The following is a 20597-nucleotide window of genomic DNA, read 5'->3' on the forward strand; positions in this document are numbered from 1 at the left end:
CAGATCACGCGCCCGGGTTGCAGGCCCCAAGCTCGCCACCGGCGAACATCGGGTGATCGGGTTCGTAGGTGACCTGTGCGGCGGGTGTGACTTCGACCACTTCGAGAAGGTCGAATTCGCTGGTCGGGTTCTCTTTCCCGCGCACAACGAGCACGTCCTTGAAGCACTGGTGATCCTCGGCACGATAGAGCGTCTTGCCGTTACCCATGCCGTCGAACTCGAAGCCTTCGAGGGCCTCTGCCACCGCGCAGGGGTTGAAGCTGCCGGCACGGGTGACGGCATCCGCATAGAGCAGGGTTTGCACGTAGCAGGTGTGCGCCGCCTGGCTGGGCGGGAAGCCGTATTTCTCGCCGAAGGATTTGACGAAGGCCTTTGACGCGTCATCCTGCAGCGACCAGTGCCAGTTCGTCGAGCCGTGAATGCCCTTCACGTTCTCGCCGGCACCACGTGCCATCAGGCGCGAGTAGAGCGGCACGACGATCTCGAAGTTCTTGCCGTTCACCTGCTTGTCGCGCAGGCCGAACTGCACCGCATTGGTCAGCGAGTTGACCATGTTTCCGCCGTAGTGGTTCAGGACCAGAACATCGGCGCCCGAGTTCAGCACCGGCGCGATGTAGGACGAGAAGTCGGTCGCGGCGAGCGGGGTCTTGACCGTGTTGACGGTCTCCCAGCCCAGCGACTCGGTGGAGGCGACGATCGACTCTTCCTGTGTCCAGCCCCAGGTGTAGTCGGCGGTCAGGTGATAGGCTTTGCGGTCCGAGCCGTAGAGGCTCTGGAGCACCGGTGCCAGAGCGGCACCCGACATGTAGGCGTTGAAGAAGTGGCGGAAGCCGTTGGCCTTCTTGTCCTTGCCGGTGGTGTCGTTGGAGTGCGTGAGACCCGCCATGAAGATCACGCCAGCCTCTTGGCAGAGGCCCTGAACGGCCACGGCCACGCCCGAGGACGAACCGCCGGTGATCATGATCGCGCTGTCTTTTTCGATCATCGATTTGGCCGATGCGCGCGCGGCGTCGGATTTGGTCTGGGTGTCGCCGGTCACATACTCGACCTTCTTGCCCATGATGCCGTTGCCTTGCAGCGCCTTGGAGCTGAAGGTGTTCATCATGCCGCCGTCGCCGCCACCGTTGAGGTGCTCGACCGCAAGCTCATAGGCGCGCAGCTCGTCCGCGCCCTCATCGGCGTAGGGACCGGTCTGCGGCACGTTGAAGCCGAGCGTCACCGAGCCGCCGGTGGGCTCGTTGGTGAAGGCTGCGGCGCTCGACGCGGTAAAGATCGTGGGCAGCGCGACGCCGGCCCCGGCGATGGCGCTGGTCTTGATCAGACCCCGACGCGTCAGGTTCGATTTGGACATGGATTCCTCCCATTATTTAAATCGCGGGAAGGGCCTCCTCTTGCGCCTCCCCTGAGCACAAGTGTGCGGTTCAAGTATGCGGGGCGCTTAGAAAATTACGCAACAACTGGTTTTCGCAGAACAATTTTTTTGTAAATTTGTAGACAGGTTTGGTGTTAATGTTGTAAAAAAATTCTCGCGCAGTTGCGGCAAGTCCAGTTCATGGCAAGGAAAAATCAGATGCCGGAACGGCTCATGATCGGCACACGAATCCGCGAGCGGCGGGTGCTCATTGGTATACGGCAGTCGGAGCTTGCTAAACAGGCGGGAATTTCGCCCTCCTACCTCAACCTGATCGAGCATAACCGCCGCAGAATCGGCGGCAAGACGCTGCTGAAGCTGGCGCAGGCGCTGGAGGTGGAGCCGTCTGTTCTGTCCGAAGGGGCCGAGGCGACATTGATTTCGGCGCTGCGCGAGGCGGCCGGAGAGCCGGGCACCGATAGCCCTGAACTGAGCCGGATAGAGGCGTTTGTCGGGCGCTTTCCGGGCTGGGCAGGCTTGCTCACCGACCTGTATCGACGCACGCAAGGCCTGGAGCGCACGGTCGAGACGCTGACTGACCGTCTGGCGCATGATCCGTTTCTTGCGGATTCGCTGCATGAGGTGATTTCGTCGGTCACGGCCATTCGCTCGACCTCGTCCATTTTGGTGGAAACCGAAGCGCTGGAGCCCGAGTGGCAGGCGCGGTTTCATCGTAATATAAACGAGGACAGCGCGCGGCTGACCGAGGGCGCACAGGCGCTGGTCAAGTATCTGGAAGGCGCGCCCAACCGCGATGCCGAGGTGCAATCGCCGCAGGACGAGATGCACGCCTATCTCGCCGCGCGCGGCTATCATTTCGAGGAACTGGAGCGCGACATTGCCGGGCCGCGCGAGGTGACGCGCCTGTTGGCGGGCGAGGCCGGGCAGGCGATGTCCAGCCCGGCGCAGAGCCTCACCCGCGAGGTGTTGTTGCGCTATCTGGAGGATGCGCAGGCCTTGCCATTCGGGCAGTTTCTGGCCCGGGTCCGCACCATCGGGTTGCAGCCAGACCGGCTGGCCGAGGCGACCGGTGCAGAGATGGTGCAGGTGTTTCGCAGGCTTGCCACATTGCCCGAAGCCGAGGTGGGGCCGGTCGGGCTGGTGATCTGCGACGCCTCGGGGACGCTGGTGTTTCGCAAGCCGATTGACGGGTTCGACATGCCGCGTCTGGCCGGGGCCTGCGCGCTCTGGCCGCTTTATCAGGTGATGGCGCAGCCGCAGGTGCCGCTGCGCGCCCGGGTGCGTCAGGTGGGGCGCGGCGGCGAGGTCGTGGGCGCGCTGGCGGTCGCCGGTCTGGCGGCCCCTGCGGCCTTTGATCGGCCCGCATTAATGCAGGCGCATATGCTGCTATTGCCCGATCCGGGCGGAGCGGCGGAAGAGGTGCGCCCTCTGGGCGTGAGTTGCCGGATTTGCCCGGTCAAGAACTGCGTGGCGCGGCGCGAGCCGTCGATCATCGCAGAGGGCTTTTGACTTGCGGCCCGAGATTGGGAATAGTTGCGCGGTGCGTCCGCCCACGCACGCATCGGAGGGGAGGCCGGTTGCATGAAAAAAAAGGTTCTGCTGATCGAGGATGAGCCGAATATAATTGAGGCCGTAAGCTTTATCCTGTCGCGGGATGGATGGGAGGTGAAGACCCATTCCAACGGGCATGACGCGATGGAGACGGTGCGCCTGCGCACGCCGGACCTGATCATTCTCGACGTGATGCTGCCGGGCAAGAGCGGTTTTGACATATTGGCCGAGATCCGTGGTGACGCGGAATTCGCGGAGACACCGGTTCTGATGCTGACGGCACGCGGTCAGATGAAGGATCGCGAGATGGCCGAGAAGGCGGGGGCCAGCCAATACATGACCAAGCCGTTTTCCAATGCCGATGTGCTGGCCGCGGTGCGCGATCTGGTGGGGGCATGAGCCCCGAGCACGGCCCGGTCTTTCTGGCGCGGCGCACGTATCGCCGCCGCCGCCTCGCCGATGGCGCGCGGCTCTTGCCGGTGCTGGGCGGCGTTCTGTTTTGCTTGCCTCTGTTGTGGAAGGGGGGCGCGACCCTGCCAGGCACGGCCGAGACGATGTTCTATATCTTCGGGCTGTGGGCCGTTCTGGTGGTGATCTCGGGCGTGATCTCGCGCCATTTGCGCGCCGGTGACGCAGACGAGGGTGCCGCGGGCGGCGAGGAGGGCTGAATGGCGATCCTCAACGTTCTCGTCCTTGTCTGCGTATTCTATGTTGTGCTGCTCTTTGCGGTGGCCTTTGGCGCGGATCGGGCGGCGTTGCAGGGCCGGGGCAGTTGGCTACGCTCGCCCATCGTTTACACGCTGTCGCTGTCGATCTACTGTACCGCTTGGACTTTCTACGGCGCGGTCGGGTTCGCCGCGCGGTCGGGGCTCGAATTCGTGACAATCTATTTGGGCCCGACGCTGGTGATGATCGGCTGGTGGTGGACATTGCGGCGTCTGGTCCGGATCGGACGCAGTCAGCGCATCACCTCGATCGCCGATCTGATTTCGTCGCGCTATGGCAAGTCGAACCTGCTGGCGGTTCTGGTGACGGTGCTGGCGGTGGTGGCGACCACGCCCTATATCGCGCTGCAACTGCAATCGGTGACGCTGTCCTTTGCCGCCTTCGCCGAGACCGATCTTGCCGCCACCACCTTGCCCGACATGCAGTCCACCGCGCTATGGGTGGCGATGGGGCTGGCGCTGTTCACGATTCTGTTCGGCACCCGCAATCTCGATGCCAACGAGCGTCATCACGGGGTGGTCATGGCCATCGCGATGGAGGCGGTGGTCAAGCTGTGTGCGCTGCTGGCGGTGGGCATCTTCGTGGTCTGGGGGCTGGCGGGCGGAATCGCGGGCACGCTGGATCGGATCGAGGCGTCGTCCATCGCACAATTCGAGGTGTCGGGCGCGCGCTGGATTGGGCTGACCATGGTTTCGGCGGCGGCCTGCCTTTGCCTGCCGCGGATGTTTCAGGTCATGGTGGTCGAGAACGAGGATGAGGACCACCTGCGCACCGCGGCCTGGGCCTTTCCGGCCTATCTGATGCTGATGAGTCTCTTCGTGGTGCCGATTGCCGCGGTCGGGCTCGACATGATGCCCGAGGGGGCCAATCCGGATCTCTTCGTTTTGACCCTGCCGCTGATGGACGGGCGCGACGGCCTGGCGATCCTGTCCTTTCTGGGCGGGTTCTCAAGCGCCACCTCTATGGTGATCGTGGCGGCCATCGCGCTGTCGACCATGGTGTCGAACCATGTGGTGATGCCTCTTTGGCTGCATTTCTCGGGCGGCGCGGCGATGGTGTCGGGCGATGTGCGCAACGTGGCGCTTCTGGCAAGGCGGCTGAGCATCGCGGGGGCGGTGTTTCTCGGCTATCTCTATTTCCGGCTGTCGGGGGGCGGCACGGCGCTGGCGGCCATCGGCCTTATCGCCTTTGTCGGGGTGGCGCAGTTCCTGCCCGCGCTGATGGGCGGGCTGTTTTGGCGCGGGGCCACGCGGACGGGTGCGCTTCTGGGGCTGAGCGTGGGGGCGACGCTTTGGCTTTATTGTCTCTTCCTGCCCAGCTTTGGCCCGTCGCTCATCCTGCCGCAGAGGTTGTTCGATCATGGGCTATGGGGACTGGCCTGGCTGCGGCCCTACGCGCTCTTCGGGGCCGAGGGGATGGACCCGGTGCTGCATGCGGTGATGTGGTCGATGCTGCTCAATACCGGCGTCTTCGTGGCAGGTTCGCTCCTGAGCTTTCCGCAACCTCTGGAGCGGTTACAGGGCGCGCAATTCGTCAATGTGTTCGACCATTCCGGCACGCCCGGCGGCTGGACCGGGGGCATGGCGCAGAGCGAGGACCTGCTGATCATGTCACAGCGCATCATGGGCGCGAGTGAGGCGCAGGCGCTCTTTGCCGCCGCCGCCGGGCGACAGGGCGTGGCGGGCTACCTGCCCGAACCCAGCCCCGATTTCCTGCAAGAGCTGGAGCGCGCGCTCTCGGGATCGGTGGGGGCTGCGGCGGCGCATGCGATGATCAGCCAGATTGTCGGCGGGGCTGCCGTTTCCGTCGAGGATCTGATGGCGGTGGCCGACGAGACCGCGCAGATCATGGAATATTCCAGCCAGTTGGAGGCCAAGAGCCAGGAACTGGCGCGCACCGCGCGGCAGTTGCGGCAGGCCAACGAGAAACTGACCCAATTGTCGGTGCAGAAGGACGGGTTTCTCAGCCAGATCAGCCATGAGCTGCGCACGCCGATGACCTCGATCCGCGCGTTTTCGGAGATCCTGCGCGATACCGGCGACCTGACGGCGGATGAGCAAAGCAAATATGCCTCGATCATTCATGACGAGGCGGTGCGGCTGACCCGGCTGCTGGATGATCTGCTGGATCTGAGCGTGCTGGAGAACGGGCAGGTGGTGCTGAACACGCAGACCGGCCTGTTGTCGGATCTGCTCGACCGCGCCGAACGGGCGGCGGGGGTGAATGACAGCGGCCTCACGGTCGAGCGCGACCGCGCATCCGAGGCGGTGGAACTGACGTCGGACCTTGACCGGCTGGCGCAGGTCTTCATCAACCTGATCGCCAACGCGCGCAAATATTGTGACGGCGCACCGCCGGTGCTGACCATCCGGGCGCGCGTGGCCGACGGGCACGTGGTTGTCGATTTCACCGATAACGGGTCTGGCATTCCGCCCGAGAAACAGGCGGTGATCTTCGAGAAATTCTCGCGTATCGGCGAGACAAAGGCCGGTGGAGCGGGGCTGGGTCTTGCGATCTGCCGCGAGATCATGGCGCGGCTGGGCGGGTCGGTGAGCTATCTGCCCGGGCAGACCGGCGCGGCGTTCCGCGTGAGCCTGCCGCAGGCGCGGCGCATGGCGGCGCAGTAAGTGGTCGCGCACCGGTTGTGCGGTAAGGGAATCGTAACCACGCGGGGCCTAGGATGGCGCGACGGAGGGACAGCGCGCGCCATGACAGCCCAACACACAGCTTCGATCATCCACCGCAAGGCCCGCGCGGCGCGCGACGGCTCAGACGCGCGGGCGATGTCGCCGGCCAAGGCGCTGCGCCTGTCGCTGGCGCGGGCCGCCGATACGCTGTTCGATCTGGCGCTGACCGTGGCCACGGTCGAACAGCGCCGCCTGAGTCTCGGGCTGTTGGTCGAGACCGTGTCGGACGAGGGGCTGATCCTGCTGCTCGATGGCGCGGGTGGCGCGCGCGGGGCGGTGGTGCTCGATTCGCAGATGATGGCCGCGCTGATCGAGGTGCAGACCACCGGCACGGTGCGGCCCGGTGTGGCCCCGGCGCGGCGCGCAACGCGCACCGATGCGGCGATGGTGGCGCCGCTGGTCGATGCCCTGCTTGACGGGATCGACGCGGAGATGACCGCCGGGGTCGAAGGCTATGTGCCGCGCGGCTTTCGCTTTGGCGACCGGATGGAGGATCTGCGCGCGCTGGGCCTCGCGCTCGATGCGCCGGAGTTCGATCTCTACCGGGTGACCGCTGATCTGGGGCCGGGGGTGCGGACCGGGCGGCTCGATCTGCTGATGCCCGCGCGGCGCGCCGTACCGCCGAACGCACCCGACGAAAAAGGGCCGGGCACGCGCGCCGCGCACGCCCGGATGAGCGATGTGGCGCTGGGCGCTCCGGTGGTGCTCGACGCGGTGATGGCGCGGATCAGCCTGCCGCTGCGCGAGGCCTGCGCGCTGAGCGTCGGGCAGGTGCTGCCGCTCACCCCCGAAAGCCTGGGCGCGATCCAATTGACCGGGGCGGGCGCGCATCTGGTGGCCGAGGCGCGGCTGGGGCAACTCAATGGCTGGCGCGCGCTGCGCCTGGTGTCCTCCGCCGCCGCGCCCTTGCCCGAGATGGCCGTTGCGCCGGAGCCTCCTGAACAAAGCCTTGCCAAACCGCCCTCCGCGAAGGCCGCCGACAAGGCCCTCGGCACAGCCCCCGCGACACAGGACCGGCAGGACGCATGACCCTGCCTTCCGGTCGGGATTGATATGGGTCAAGGCCCGCCGCCTGCGCATCCGCTAAGATGGCCCAAAGTGCGGAGGATCAATCATGCTGGATAAATCGACATATCGCGAAGCGCTGATGCAGCGACTCAAGATGCTCGACGGGCGGTTGCACGCCATTGAGACCGAGCTTGACGCCCCGAAATCGCGCGACTGGGAAGAGCGTGCCGTCGAGCGTGAGGGCGACGAGGTGCTTGAACGGCTGGGCCGGACCGGCGAGGAGGAGGTCGCGCGAATCCGCGCGGCGCTGGGTCGCCTACGCGCGGGCACCTTCGGGATCTGCACCTCCTGCGGTGAGCAGATTTCGGCCGACCGGCTCGACGTGCTGCCAGAAACGCCGCTTTGTCGGGCATGCGCCGCGCAGACGTCGTGACAGCATTCACAATTCTGTCGCGCGGTGGAGCTATCACTGGGCGGCACGGGAAAAACCCGCTATGGTTGTTTTCCATCAGGGAGGAATGTCATGATCAACGTCACCGCCGAACTTGACCGGATCCAGACCCTCGTCGGTCAGGATGAGCCCGAGACCCGCTACCGGCATGAGCCGCAGTTGCGCCGGGCGATCGCGCATCTGCGTGCCGAGGGGCAGGCCGTCCCGCCGCGCGTCAAGCAATTGCATCAGACCCTGCTGAGCGAGGCGATCGAGGCCGAATTCGACAATATGCCGGTCTGAACGCCCGCTGCACCCTGCCCGCGCTTGCGTATGGGGCGATTCTTCGTAGTAATTGCCCCAATGGTCATTCAGCATGGGCGGATTGGGTGTGAGCGGCACGATTCAGACAGAGCAGAGCGAGGGCATCGCCGTTCTGCGGCTTGATCGCCCGGTGGCCAACGCGCTCTCGCCCGACCTGCGCGCGGCGCTGCTGGCCGCGCTTGATGCGGTGGCGGCTGATGAAAGCTGCCGCGCGGTGGTGCTGGCCGGGGCCGGGGTCGGCTTTTCCTCGGGCGTCGATCTGACCGAATACGATGCGCCGGGCGTGCCGCCCTCGATGGCGGAACTCTGCGACCGGATCGAAGGCTTTGCCAAACCGGTCGTGGCGGCGCTGCACGGCTCGGTGCTGGGCGCGGCGCTGGCGCTGGCGCTGGCGGCGCATGGCCGGGTGGCACAGGCCGCGACCCGGCTCGCCCTGCCAGAGATCGGGCTTGGCATGATGCCGGGGGCGGGGGTGACGCAACGCTTGCCGCGCCTCGTCGGCGCGCAGGCGGCGTTGGAATTCATGCTTTCGGGTCAGTCGGCGCGGGCCGACGATCCGCGCTTGCGGCGCCTTTTCGACCAGATCACCGAGGATCCTCCCGAGGGCGCCGCGCGCGCGCTGGCTGCACGGCTGGCGGAGGCGGGCCGCTGGCCACGCGCGTCTGAGGCGACGCGCGGTTTTTCGGACCCGGTAGGCTATCAGCGGGCGATTGCGGCGGTGCGCGCCAGGATGTCGGGGCAGACGGGTGCGGCGGCGGATATCCTGCGCGCGGTCGAGGCGGCGCAACTTTTGCCTGCGGCGCAGGGCTGCGCGTTCGAGGCTGTGCTCTTCGAGGAGCGTTTGCGCAGTCCCGAAGCACGCGCGCAGCGCCATGTCTATGCCGCCGAGCGCCGGGCGGCGGGGCTGCCGGAATTGCGCCGGGGTCAGGTGCGCGAGATTGCGCGCGTGGCGCTGTCGGGGCGCGGCTTGGGCGAGGTTGCGTTGATGCTTCTGGCGGGCGGGCGCACGGTCTGGTCGGACGATCCCAACCTGCCCGCCGCGCTGCGCCGGACGCTCGATGCGCGGGTTGCGCGCGGTCAGATGCGGGCCGAGGCGCGCGACGACTGGCTGGCCCGGCTGAGCGGCGCGGATGCCGAGCGCCGCGCCGACCTGTGGCTGGCGACCGAGGGAGCGGCGGCCGGGCCGGGGCTTTTCGCGCGGCTCGACATGGGCGCGGGCTTTGCCGGGCCGGGTGTTGGTCTGCGGCTCTTTCCGCCGGTGGCGACATCGCGCTGCGCCGAGATCGGCGTGCTAGAGGATCAGTCTGGCGAGGCCGATACCGTGGCCAGCCTCGCGCGGCTGATGGCGGCGCTGCGGGTGACGGTGGTGCGCGCCGCGCGCCCCGAGGCTGGGCCAGGGCTGGGTCATGTCATGGACGGCGCGCTGCGCCTTGCGGCGCTGCAATTGATGCGCGCGGGTCTTGCGCCGCCACGCATCGACGCGGCGGCACAGCGTCTCGGGCTGCGCACGGGGCCGTTCCTGGCGATGGACGAGGACGGGCTGGCGGAGGTCGCGCCACGGCTGCACCGGGTGGCCGATATCCTGGGCCTGCCCGGCGATGTTCTGGCCCCGCTGGCCGACCGGATCGACAAGGGCGCGGCGGGGCGTGCAGTCGGGCGCGGCTTTTACGATCACCCGCCCGACGGGCCGCGCGCGCCGCGCGAATTCGCCGGGGCAGAAGAGGTGGCGTTGCCTGGCGGGGTGACGCCGCGCCATGCGCTACATGCCGCGCTGGTCAATGCCGCCGAGCGCCTGCTTGCGGCGGGGGCGGTGCAGCGGGCCTCGGATCTCGATGTGATCATGGTCTGCGGCTTGGGCTATGCGCGCAGACGCGGTGGGCCGCTCTGCCATGCCGATCAGCGCGGGCTGATGGCGGTGCTCAAGGACATGAAGGCACTCTCGCCGATGGCCCCGCCGCTCTGGTCACCGCGTCCGGGCATCGTGGAGCGGGTCAAGCTGGGCGAGGGCTATTTCAGCCGGGCCGGGGCCGCGCGCGAGACCGTGCGCGCCGGGTGAGGCGCGGAGTTATCGCCAGAGATGGGCGTGGGTCGCAAGCGCGCCCTGTAGCTTGGCCAGAAGGCGGTTGCCGCGTCCGGCGCGCGGCAGCGGGCCATGCGCCAGCCGGTCCACCACCACCTCGACCGGGCAGGCGGTGCCGGTGACGGGGTCGAAATAGCGCGGATAGTCGATCAGGGCGGCATGCACCAGCCCGGCCAGCGTGGGCCGCGCCCGGCGGCGCGGCGGCACCGCGCCGAGATCGCGGGTCAGGCCCCAGCCCGCATAAAAGGGCGCGCCTGTGGTGGTCACGGCGACCCCGCGCAAGAGCGCCTCGAAACCCAGAAGCGAGGTCATGGTCCAGACCTCCTGCACCTCATCCAGCAGGGCGGCGGGGTCGCTCATCCGGACGACCGCATCGGCGAGATCGCGCAGCTCCTCCGCGTCAACCGCGCCGGGGCGCAGCCCGGCTTCGACATCCGGATGCGGCTTGTAGAGGATCACCGCGCCGGGGTTTCCGGCGCGCGCCTTTTGCAGCAGGGCGAGGTTGGTGTGGATCGCGCCCGCGCCCAGCCGGATCGAGGCATCGTCCTCGACCTGACCGGGCACCAGGATGCGATGGCCCGGCGGCAGGTCGGGGGCGGCGGCCCCCAGGTTGTATTTGCTTAGCCCGTGCCGGGTGAGCGCCGTGATCAGCGCCTCGGCGCGGCGCTGCTGATCGGGGCGCAGGCTGGCGCGCGTGGCGATCAGGCGTTCCAGGCGGCTTGCGCGGCTGGGATCGTAGTAAATCCCCAGATCGTCGAGCACCAGCGACAGGGGCGGCACCAGATCGGCCCCGAGCCCGCGTGAGCGCAGGAAGCCGTCCTCGACCCGCACCGCACCTTCGGGCCCCGCCTGCGACGCCCAGGCCATGGCCGGGCGGCGGGCCTTTGCTTTTGGCGCAAAGTCGAGCCTTTGGTAGCGCCCGAAAAACCGCTGCATCGGTGCGCGTTTCCACAGGCGCATGCCATGTGCGGACCAGCCGTGACGATCCTCGCGCCAGGCACGGGTCTCGGCGGCGAGCGCCTCGATTGCGGTCTCGGCCTCGCAGAGCCGGTCGCGATGCGGATCGTACCAGGTGGGATAGAGCAGTATCGCGCCCGCGAAAAGCTGCGCCTTGCTCAGCGGGCGGCCCCGGCGGGGCAGGGCCTGCGGGTGGCGATCCTCGGTCAGGCCCCAGCCGGCATAGAACGGCTGGCCGAAGACCTGCGGGCGATGGCCCGCATAGATCGCCTCGAACCCCAGTTGCGAGGTGACGCAATAGACTGCGATGGCCCCCTCCATCAGCGCCCAGGGGCTGACCGGATCTGAAAACAGCCGGATGCGGCCGTTCTCGTCGGCGGCTGAGAAATAGCCCGCGCGATGGCCCTGCGCCGTCTCGGGATGAGTCTTGATCAGGATCGGCGCGCCGGGGTTCTCCTCCTGCGCCCAGTAGAGCATTTCGCGAAACGTGTTGGCATCCGCCCCGCCATGGGTGACCGAGGCATCATTCCGGGTTTGGTCGATCACCAGCACATAACCGGGATCGGGGCAGGGGGTCTCTGGATCGAAGCCGGTATATTTCGACAGATGCGCCTCTTGCAGCCGCGCGATACAGCCGCGCGCGCGGTCCATCAGCGCGGTGTCGTCGAGCGGATGCGTGGCCAGCAGATGCTCCAGATCCGAGGGTGCGCCCGCGTCGAAATATATGCCGCGCCGGTCGATCACCAGACCGAGCGGCGGGCTGCCCGCGCGCCCGGGAAAGAGCGAGCGCAGGAAGGCGTCTTCGACCCGGACGAGCCCCGCGCCGGTGCGCGCCGCCATCGCTTCGCCACGCGTGGCATAGGGGCTGCGGCCCCAGACTGCGATCAGATCGTCCGCCGTCGGACGGCCAAGGCGCAGATCGAGCCCCGCCAGAGACAGGATGCGCCGCAGCCGCGCCTGCCGCAGAAACCCGGCGTTGAAATAGAAAACCCGCCGGGGGGGATCACCCTCCCCGGCGGGATCACGCGCCTGCATTGGCGTCAAAAGTCCCCGGACAGGGTGCTCGATGCGGTCGAGATCGAGCCGACCGCGCCCAGTGTGCCGGTGAGCGCCGCAATGACCTTGGACCATTGCGTGAAGGGGGCCTCGGTCACGTAGAGCGTGTCATCGTCGCGGATCGCGAAATCGCGCGCGAGGAACATGCCGTTGGGCTGGGTGAGGTCGAGTACGTAGACCAGTCGCTGCGCGCCCAGCAGATCGTCGCGGCCAAGCACCTGATTGGCGATGTCGGCGGGTTCGTTGCGCAGCACGAAAACGCCGGTCGGATCGGCGGCGGAGGTGGTCAGGCCGCCGACCTGTGCGAGCCCTTCGAGCGCGCTGAGGGTCTGGGTCTCGAAGGTCACGCGCGCCTGTGTGCCGGTGGCCCCGAGCGCGGTATAGGCGCGGGTGTCGGATTCCACGAGGATCCGGTCGCCGCCGCGCAGCGCGATGTCGAATTGCGGGTTCTTGAACAGGTCCTGGAACCAGACCTTGGCGCGGTGATCGCCGCGAATGACGGTGATCTGCGCCACTTCCGGCTCGATCGCTATGCCGCCCGCCGCCGCGATCATCGCCGAAAGCGTGCGCGTGGGCGCCTCGATCGGGTAGACGCCCTGCCCGGTGACCGCGCCGCTGATCGACACGGTCGAGCCGTCGCCCGCCACGCGGCGCACCTCGACCTGCGGGTCCGGGGTTTGCTGGTCGAGCTTTTCGGTGATCACCCGGCGCACGCCCTCGGGCGTATTGCCCGCGGCCTTGATGCGACCCGCGTAAGGCACGAAGATGAAGCCCGAGCCATCGACCTGAACCTCTTCGAGGATGGTCTGGTTGGTGGCCTCTCCGGCCAGCAGCCCGTCATCGACGTTCTCCCAGATGGTCAGGCCGAGCGTGTCGCCGGGGCTGATGATGTCGGATCCGAGAAGCCCGGCATTCTTGAAGTCTTCGGTAAAACCAAGCGCGGGTTGCACAGAGGTCACGCGCGTGACCCGGTCATTGACCGCTACGACAAAGGCATCGCCCTGTCGCTGCACTGAACCTGCGTAGATTTCGCTCTTGTTGGGGCCCACGCGGGGCAGGGCGCATCCGGCCAAGATCGACACGATCGCCAGAAGCGCGACGGGCTTCGCCCATCGGGTTTGTCGGGATATCACTGCTCGGTCTCCTCGACCTGTTTTTGTTCTGCCTCGGGTCTTTTTTTGTCAAGTTACCGGAGTTACATTCGAAAATCCAGCTTTTCCGTGCCGTTGCGTCACGGAACGAGGCGCAACTGTTGCCTTGGAGCCGCGGTGCCCCGGCTCAGCGCGTCATAGGGATCATCGGGCGACAGCATCATGTCGACCACCTGCCGCAGCACCTGACGACGCCCGCGCGCCGAATAGAACCCGCCCGCGATCTGGCTGGTTTCCAGCAGGAAGCGGCGGTAGTCGGCATAGGCGCGCCGGTCGGGCCGCTCGGCCCCGGCGAAGAAATCGCGCAGCGGCTTGGTCGAGACGAATTGCGGTTTGGCATAGACGGCCTGCCCGAAGGTGCGCAGCGGAATGCCGCGCCAGAGCACCTGTTGCGCGGCAGTGGAATTGACGGTGACCGCCGTGCGCGCCTCGTCGAGCAACCGCGCCAGCTTGCCGCCGCGCAGGTAATGCACCCGGCCTCGCAGCTCGTGTGTCGCGACCAGTCGCCGCAGCGTGGCGCGAATGGGCGCGCGCCCGTCCTCAAGCGGATGCGCCTTGATCACCAGGTGATGATGCGGCGGCGCGCCCTTGGCAAAGCCGTCGATCACCGTCTCCAGAAACTCGGTCATCGACGAGAACGGCGAATGCGCCTGAAACGAGGCGTCATGTTCCAGCTGCAAGAGCACCACGTGATAGGGAAAGCCGCCGGTGCGGATGCGTCGCGTGGCGATGCGCCGGTCGATGGCCTGCGCGGGCATCAGCAGCAGCCGCTTGAGATAGAGCGCGAATTCCTGCCCCACGCCGAGTGCGCGATGCGGGCGAAAGCCGCGATAGCCACGGTTCAGGAACAGCACCAACCCGTGATAGAGCGCGCCGTAAAAGATGTGCTGGCGCATGTCGCCCCAGCTTGCCGGGGGCATGGCGGTATCCATGTCGGATTGCGCCAGCGCCGCGCGCATCTCGGGGACGCTCATCTCCATCAGGCGGGAATTGCCGTTGGTGCCGCCGCGCTCGTAGGTCACCCAATAGGGGCGCATGTAGCCTTCCTCGAAAACATGCACCGTGAGCCCCGCCGCACGCGCGATCTCGACCGCCTGGGCATGGATCGGGCGGGTGTCGCCATAGAGCACGATATCGGTGATCACCTTGTCCCGGAGCAGCGCGCGAAACCGGTCGGGCCAATCCTCTGCCGGACCGCGATAGGGGATGTAATGAGCCGCGTCGCGCCAGAATGTGCTGTCGCCCGCGTTGAAGCCCACCCGCCAGACCTGTGCCCCCGTCCTGCGCAGCATCTCGCCCAGCCGGGAAAAGAACGGCCCATGTGGCCCTTGCAGGAACAGGAAGGCGCGATGCTCGCCGGTCGGCCCTGACATGGTCTACTCTTTCCTCACGTCGCTTTTGCATCCTGATAGCGTGAAATTCTGGCGAAAATAAGCCCCGTGTGTCGGGGTGGCTTGTCTTGGCCGCTGCGCGGGTCTAGGTCCGGGGCAGATCAAGGGAGTGCCGCACATGTTCACAGGGATCATCACCGATACCGGCCGCGTTCGGGCCGTCGAGCAACGCGGCGACATGCGCGCCCGCATCGGCACGGCCTATGACACCGCCCGGATCGAGATCGGGGCCTCGATCGCCTGCGACGGGGTGTGCCTGACGGTGGTCGGGCTGGGGCCGGACTGGTTCGATGTGGATATCTCCGCCGAGACGGTCTCGAAGACCAACCTGTCGACCTGGGCGGAGGGCAAGCGCGTCAATCTCGAACGCGCGCTGAAGGTGGGCGACGAGTTGGGCGGCCATATCGTGTCGGGCCATGTCGACGGTCTGGCCGAGGTGGTGGGCCTGCGCGACGAGGGCGACAGTACCCGTGTCACCCTGCGCGCGCCCGACGATCTGGCGCGGTTCATCGCGCCCAAGGGTTCGGTCGCGCTGAATGGCACCTCGCTCACCGTCAACGAGGTGACGGGACACGAGTTCGGGATCAACTTCATCCCCCACACCAAGCAGGTGACGACTTGGGGCGACGTTGGTATGGGCGACATGGTCAATCTCGAGATCGACACGCTGGCGCGCTACGTGGCGCGACTGGCCCAAGCGGGCTGAGACGCGCCACGGTGCCCGGCAGGCTCAGCCTAGCCGGGCCTTGACCTGCGGGCCGACCGCGCCGAAATCCATCTGACCGGCATGGCGCTCTTTCAGCTTGCCCATGATCTTGCCCATGTCACGGATCGAGCTGGCCCCGACATCGGCGATCGCCTTTTCGACGGCGGCGGCAACCTCATCCTCGTTCAACTGACGTGGCAGAAATTCCTCGATCACCTCGATTTCCGCGCGCTCGCGCTCGGCAAGGTCGAGACGGCCACCCTCTTCGTAGGCGCGCACGCTCTCGTTGCGCTGCTTGGTCATCTTGGCGAGGATGGCCATGATCTCGGCATCGCCCACGGTGGTCGCGCCATCGGCGCTGCGCCCGGCGATTTCCTGATCCTTGATCGCGGCGTTGATCAGGCGCAGGGTGGCCAGACGGCTGGCATCCTTGTCTCGCATCGCTTGCTTGAGGGCCTGATTGACCCGGTCGCGCAATTCCATTCGTTCCATCCCCATGGTCTCTACACAAGATGCCAAGGCTACTCAAAAGCCACGGCCATGGCAATCGTCAGACGGCTGCGGGGACAGGTGATCCGGCCCTTGACGCTACCCGGGCACAGCCGTAGGTATGCGCCAATTTGCTCAGACCGGAGATCTGCCCCGATGGCCCATGCGACACGCCCCCGCCCGACTGCCTGCCTGGCGCTTGCAGATGGCTCGCTGTTCTACGGTCAGGGCTTTGGCGCGGTGGGCGAGACGGTGGCGGAACTGTGTTTCAACACCGCGATGACCGGCTATCAGGAAATCATGACCGACCCGAGCTATGCCGGGCAGGTCGTGACCTTCACCTTCCCGCATATCGGCAATACCGGCGTGAACACCGAAGACGACGAGACCGTCGATCCGGTGGCCGCAGGCATGGTCGTCAAATGGGACCCGACCGATCCGTCGAACTGGCGCGCGCAGGAGCATCTGGCCGCCTGGCTCGCGCGGCGCGGGCGGATCGCCATCGGCGGGGTCGATACCCGCCGCCTGACCCGTGCGATCCGGCAGCAGGGCGCGCCGCATGTGGCGCTGGCGCATGATCCCGAGGGGAATTTCGACGCCGGGGCGCTGGTTGCCAAGGCGCGCGGCTTTGCCGGGCTGGAGGGCATGGATCTCGCGCGCGAGGTAACCTGCGCGCAGTCTTATCGCTGGGACGAGATGCGGTGGGCCTGGCCCGAGGGCTATACCCGTCAGACAGATGCGCGCCACAAGGTCGTGGCGGTGGATTACGGGGCCAAGCGCAATATCCTGCGCTGTCTGGCAAGTGCGGGCTGCGAGGTGACGGTGCTGCCCGCGACGGCCACTGCCGAGGATGTGCTGGCGCATTCGCCCGACGGTGTGTTTCTCTCGAATGGCCCGGGCGATCCGGCGGCGACCGGGGAATATGCGGTGCCGATGATCCGGGGCGTGCTTGATCGTGGTCTGCCACTCTTTGGCATCTGCCTCGGGCACCAGATGCTGGCGTTGGCGCTGGGGGGGCGCACCGTCAAGATGAACCACGGCCACCATGGTGCCAACCATCCGGTCAAGGATCTGGAAACCGGCAAGGTCGAGATCACCTCGATGAACCACGGCTTTGCGGTCGATGGCCAGAGCCTGCCCGACGGCGTGGCCGAGACCCATGTCTCGCTGTTCGACGGCTCCAATTGCGGCATCCGGATCAAGGACCGCCCGGTGTTTTCGGTGCAACACCACCCCGAGGCGAGCCCTGGGCCGCAGGACAGCTTTTATCTGTTCGAGCGGTTTGCGGCGTCGATGCGCGGCTGAGCCGAGAATCACGCCCTGTTAACGACTCGTTAAAACATTTTTAACCTTGCGTTCGCTAGCCTCCCTTCAACCTAGAAGGGAGGGACTCCTCATGGGGATTTCTGAACTGCGCCAGCTTGGGGCAGGGGCGGGCCTGTCGCGCAAGACGGGTGCGCTGGGGCGCGAGTTGATGCGCACCGGGCGTGTCAGCCGGTCGGATCTGGCGCTGGCCGAACTGATGCGGCGGCATTGCAACACGTCACTTGACAGCATTCTGCGCGCCGAAGGGCTGGCCAGCGACGACGATCTGCTGGCTGCCCATGCGCGAACGCTGGCGGCACGGCGGATCAGCCCCGAGGCGCTGGCCGACGCCACCGCCATCGAGACCGGGCTCGATCCGCGCCACTTGCTGAAACACGGGGTGATGGCGCTGCGCGACGGGAATGGCGCGGCGCGGATCGTCGCCGACGGCGCGGGCAGCCTTGCCGAGGTGCGCGGGTTTCTGCCCGGGTCCCTTGCGCAGGCGCGTGCGGTGATGGCACCGCGCGCCGCGATTCAGGCGCGCGTGGCCGAGGATCATCGCACGGTGCTGCGCGATCTGGCGATGGCGCGGGTGGCGGAGAGCGAAAGCTGCCGCACATGGGGCGGGCAGGCGGGGCAACGCCTGTGGCTGAGCCTTGCGGCGGTGGCGCTCGTCGTGGTGCTTTGCCTTGCCTTTCCGGTGTTTATCTTTGGGTTGGTCGCGGCCTGGGCCATGCTGACGCTGCTGGTGGCGGTAGGCTTGAAGACCGCCGCCTTCGTGACGCATCTGACGGGGGCGCGGCACGACCCGCCAAAGCGCGCAGGCGCGACCCCGCCCTTGCCGCGCGTCTCGGTCCTCGTGCCGCTCTTTCGTGAGACCGAGATCGCCCATGCGCTCATTGCCCGTCTCAGCCGGCTGACCTATCCCAAATGCCTGCTCGACGTGATTCTCGTGCTGGAGGAAGAGGACCACCTGACGCAGGAAACGCTTGCGGGCATCGATCTGCCGCCTTGGGTGCGCCCGGTGGTGGTGCCCGACGGCCAGCCGCGCACCAAGCCGCGCGCGATGAATTACGCGCTCGATTTCTGTCAGGGCGAGATCATCGGCATTTTCGACGCCGAGGATGCGCCCGACCCCGATCAGATCACCAAGGTCGCCCGCCGCTTTCAGCAGGTCCCGCGCGAGGTCGCCTGTCTTCAAGGCGTTCTCGACTATTACAACCCGGCGCAAAACTGGCTGGCGCGCTGTTTCACCATCGAATACGCCACCTGGTTCCGCACCATCCTGCCGGGCATGGCACGGCTTGGATTCGCGATCCCGCTCGGCGGCACCTCGCTCTATTTCCGGCGCGACGTGCTGGAGGAACTGGGCGGTTGGGACGCGCATAACGTGACCGAGGATGCCGACCTGGGGTTTCGTCTGGCGCGGCATGGCTACCGCACCGAGATGATCGAGACGGTCACCGAGGAGGAGGCCAATTGTCGCCTTTGGCCCTGGATCAAGCAGCGCTCGCGCTGGCTCAAGGGCTACATGACCACCTATCTGGTGCATATGCGCGCGCCGCGACATCTGTATGCGCAGCTTGGGGCGTGGAAATTCTGGGGGTTTCAGGCGCATTTCGTCTGCGCCGTGTCACAGGTGCTGCTCGTGCCTGTGCTGTGGTCGTTCTGGCTGGTGCTCTTCGGTCTGCCGCATCCGCTCGACCCGGTGCTGCCGCGCCCGCTCTTGACCCTGATCGGAAGCGTGTTTCTCGCGGTTGAGGTGCTCAATATCTGCATTCATGCGACATCTGTCGCGGGCCCCAGGCACCGCCACCTGATCGCCTGGGTGCCGACCATGCATTTCTATGGCCCGCTCGGCGCGCTGGCCGCCTACAAGGCGCTGTATGAGCTTGTTTTTAAACCGTTCTTCTGGGACAAGACGGCGCATGGCCTGTCGGTCGCGGCGCGCGGGCGGCAGCTGTCAGACGGACGACTGGACCTCGCCGGAATCAAGCTTGAGCCGGGTCACGAACGCCTTTGAGATGTGATCGCGCAGGGCCTGTGCCGCCGCCTCGCCGTCATGCGCCTCGATCGCGGTGACGATGGCGCCATGTTCCCGGAGCGCATCCTCGTCGCGGCCCACGGCGGCCAGCGATGTGGTCGCGAGCAGCGCCATGGAGCGATGCACCAGATCAAGCTGCTTGACCAGAAAGCGGTTATGCGAAGACAGGTGTATCTGCTTGTGAAAGCGCCGATTGGCGCGCGCCATGTCAGAGGGTTTGCCGAGTAACGCGCGATCATGCTCGACCATGTCGCGTAGCACGCGGACCTCTTCGGGCGTGGCGTGTCGCGCAGCCAATGATGCGGCCAGTCCTTCCAGTTCGGCGCGCACCACGTAAAGCTCTGCCAACTGGTTGTAATCGAGCGAGGCGACGATCAGGCTGCGCCCGTCGCGCGTCAGCATCGACTGCGTTTCCAACCGTTGCAGCGCCTCGCGGATCGGGGTGCGCGACACGCCGAAGCGCTCGGCCAGATCGCTTTCGACCAACCGGGCGCCCGGTTTGAATACGCCGATGTCGATCGCCTCCAGGATCAGGGAATAGGCATCGGTACTGGGCGGTTTCATGGGCGGTTCCGTTTCATTCCTGCGGTGAGACAGGACCTTACGCGGATTGCGCGCGGGATCAAGCCTTGGCCGATTGCACCCTTCGCCGCGCCCGTCTATGATCGCGCCATGCCGAAACAGGATTTCGCCCATGTCGAGACATGGGTTTTCGACCTCGACGACACGCTCTACCCGCCCTCGGCCCGGCTGTTCGACCAGATCGAGGCGCGGATGACGCAGTTCGTGATGGAGACACTGCGCGTGAGCCATGCCGAGGCCGACCGGCTGCGCCATGCCTATTGGCGCGACTACGGCACTACGCTGGCGGGGCTTATGCGGCTGCATGATCTCGATCCCGGCCCCTATCTGCACGCGGTGCACGACATCTCGCTCGATCGTCTGGAGCCCGATGCCGGTCTCGGCGCGGCCATTCGCGCGCTGCCGGGGCGGCGCATCGTCTACACCAATGGCTCCGCGCCCTATGCCGAGCGGGTGATCGACCGGCGCGGATTGTCAGGCGCGTTCGATGCGGTCTACGGCGTCGAACATGCGGAATATCGCCCCAAGCCCGAGGCGGAAGCGTTCGAGACGGTGCTGCGGCGCGACGGCAGCGCGGCGACGCGTGCGGCGATGTTTGAGGACGATCCGCGCAACCTCTCGGCGCCGCATGCCATGGGGATGCGCACCGTGCATGTGGCACCGAGCCGCATCGAGGCCGCGCATATCCACCACCATACCGATGATCTTGGCGGCTTTCTGGCGCGGCTTGTCTGAGAG

18 protein-coding genes are annotated in these 20597 nt (G+C 66.8%); 12 read left to right on the plus strand and 6 right to left on the minus strand.

The features are described 5' to 3' along the window. Window positions 1-4: 4 nt before the first annotated feature. Window positions 5-1351, minus strand: a complete 1347-nt coding sequence (locus BHD06_RS03815) for a substrate-binding protein (RefSeq protein WP_080455671.1) — start codon at window positions 1349-1351, stop codon at window positions 5-7. A gap of 219 nt (window positions 1352-1570) precedes the next feature. On the opposite strand from BHD06_RS03815, the gene BHD06_RS03820 reads away from it, so the two are divergent. The 8 genes from BHD06_RS03820 (at window position 1571) to BHD06_RS03855 (ending at window position 10154) form a co-directional block, all read left to right on the plus strand. After that, window positions 1571-2881, plus strand: coding sequence for a helix-turn-helix domain-containing protein (locus BHD06_RS03820; protein ID WP_080455672.1), 1311 nt, complete (start codon window positions 1571-1573; stop codon window positions 2879-2881). A 72-nt stretch (window positions 2882-2953) separates the two neighbouring features. Further along, window positions 2954-3322, plus strand: a complete 369-nt coding sequence (locus BHD06_RS03825; RefSeq protein WP_080455673.1) for a response regulator transcription factor — start codon at window positions 2954-2956, stop codon at window positions 3320-3322. Beyond that, window positions 3319-3591, plus strand: a complete 273-nt coding sequence (locus BHD06_RS03830) for a hypothetical protein (RefSeq protein ID WP_080455674.1) — start codon at window positions 3319-3321, stop codon at window positions 3589-3591. Before BHD06_RS03825 ends, BHD06_RS03830 begins: the two co-directional genes overlap by 4 nt. Then, window positions 3592-6276, plus strand: a complete 2685-nt coding sequence (locus BHD06_RS03835) for an ATP-binding protein (protein ID WP_080455675.1) — start codon at window positions 3592-3594, stop codon at window positions 6274-6276. Window positions 6277-6357: 81 nt separating this feature from the next. Continuing rightward, the gene (locus BHD06_RS03840) at window positions 6358-7365 is read left to right on the plus strand and encodes a FliM/FliN family flagellar motor C-terminal domain-containing protein (protein WP_080455676.1); all 1008 of its coding nucleotides are present in this window, start codon (window positions 6358-6360) and stop codon (window positions 7363-7365) included. A gap of 85 nt (window positions 7366-7450) precedes the next feature. Continuing rightward, the gene (locus tag BHD06_RS03845) at window positions 7451-7777 is read left to right on the plus strand and encodes a TraR/DksA C4-type zinc finger protein (protein WP_080455677.1); all 327 of its coding nucleotides are present in this window, start codon (window positions 7451-7453) and stop codon (window positions 7775-7777) included. Between the two features lie 90 nt (window positions 7778-7867). After that, entirely contained in the window at window positions 7868-8077 is a 210-nt protein-coding gene (locus BHD06_RS03850) for a hypothetical protein (protein WP_080455678.1), read from the plus strand. A gap of 73 nt (window positions 8078-8150) precedes the next feature. Continuing rightward, window positions 8151-10154: an enoyl-CoA hydratase-related protein gene (locus BHD06_RS03855; RefSeq protein ID WP_080455679.1), complete on the plus strand. Its 2004-nt coding sequence runs from the start codon at window positions 8151-8153 to the stop codon at window positions 10152-10154. A gap of 9 nt (window positions 10155-10163) precedes the next feature. Here BHD06_RS03855 and BHD06_RS03860 read toward each other — a convergent pair whose 3' ends face one another. The 3 genes from BHD06_RS03860 to BHD06_RS03870 form a co-directional block, all read right to left on the minus strand. Next, a complete protein-coding gene (locus BHD06_RS03860) occupies window positions 10164-12170 on the minus strand; it encodes a capsular polysaccharide biosynthesis protein (RefSeq protein ID WP_080455680.1) in 2007 nt (668 codons plus the stop codon). Window positions 12171-12175: 5 nt separating this feature from the next. Next, a complete protein-coding gene (locus BHD06_RS03865; RefSeq protein WP_176214272.1) occupies window positions 12176-13324 on the minus strand; it encodes a polysaccharide biosynthesis/export family protein in 1149 nt (382 codons plus the stop codon). 98 nt (window positions 13325-13422) lie between these two features. After that, on the minus strand, window positions 13423-14715 hold the full coding sequence (locus BHD06_RS03870; protein ID WP_080455681.1) for a capsule biosynthesis protein: 1293 nt from the start codon (window positions 14713-14715) through the stop codon (window positions 13423-13425). 136 nt (window positions 14716-14851) lie between these two features. On the opposite strand from BHD06_RS03870, the gene BHD06_RS03875 reads away from it, so the two are divergent. Beyond that, the gene (locus BHD06_RS03875) at window positions 14852-15439 is read left to right on the plus strand and encodes a riboflavin synthase (RefSeq protein WP_080455682.1); all 588 of its coding nucleotides are present in this window, start codon (window positions 14852-14854) and stop codon (window positions 15437-15439) included. A gap of 24 nt (window positions 15440-15463) precedes the next feature. Here BHD06_RS03875 and BHD06_RS03880 read toward each other — a convergent pair whose 3' ends face one another. Further along, window positions 15464-15922 (minus strand): GatB/YqeY domain-containing protein, encoded by a 459-nt coding sequence (locus tag BHD06_RS03880; RefSeq protein WP_080455683.1) that lies wholly within the window; start codon window positions 15920-15922, stop codon window positions 15464-15466. A gap of 162 nt (window positions 15923-16084) precedes the next feature. On the opposite strand from BHD06_RS03880, the gene carA reads away from it, so the two are divergent. After that, window positions 16085-17233: a glutamine-hydrolyzing carbamoyl-phosphate synthase small subunit gene (gene carA / locus BHD06_RS03885; RefSeq protein ID WP_080455684.1), complete on the plus strand. Its 1149-nt coding sequence runs from the start codon at window positions 16085-16087 to the stop codon at window positions 17231-17233. A gap of 91 nt (window positions 17234-17324) precedes the next feature. Further along, window positions 17325-19256, plus strand: a complete 1932-nt coding sequence (locus BHD06_RS03890) for a glycosyltransferase family 2 protein (protein ID WP_080455685.1) — start codon at window positions 17325-17327, stop codon at window positions 19254-19256. Here BHD06_RS03890 and BHD06_RS03895 read toward each other — a convergent pair. Continuing rightward, complete coding sequence (locus BHD06_RS03895) at window positions 19197-19841, minus strand: GntR family transcriptional regulator (RefSeq protein ID WP_080455686.1); 645 nt, start codon at window positions 19839-19841, stop codon at window positions 19197-19199. The genes BHD06_RS03890 and BHD06_RS03895 overlap by 60 nt on opposite strands. A gap of 108 nt (window positions 19842-19949) precedes the next feature. On the opposite strand from BHD06_RS03895, the gene BHD06_RS03900 reads away from it, so the two are divergent. Beyond that, a complete protein-coding gene (locus BHD06_RS03900) occupies window positions 19950-20594 on the plus strand; it encodes a pyrimidine 5'-nucleotidase (RefSeq protein WP_080455687.1) in 645 nt (214 codons plus the stop codon). The last annotated feature ends 3 nt before the right edge of the window (window positions 20595-20597 follow it).

The sequence above is a fragment of the Roseovarius sp. A-2 genome (genome assembly GCF_002072155.1).
Lineage (GTDB): Bacteria > Pseudomonadota > Alphaproteobacteria > Rhodobacterales > Rhodobacteraceae > Roseovarius.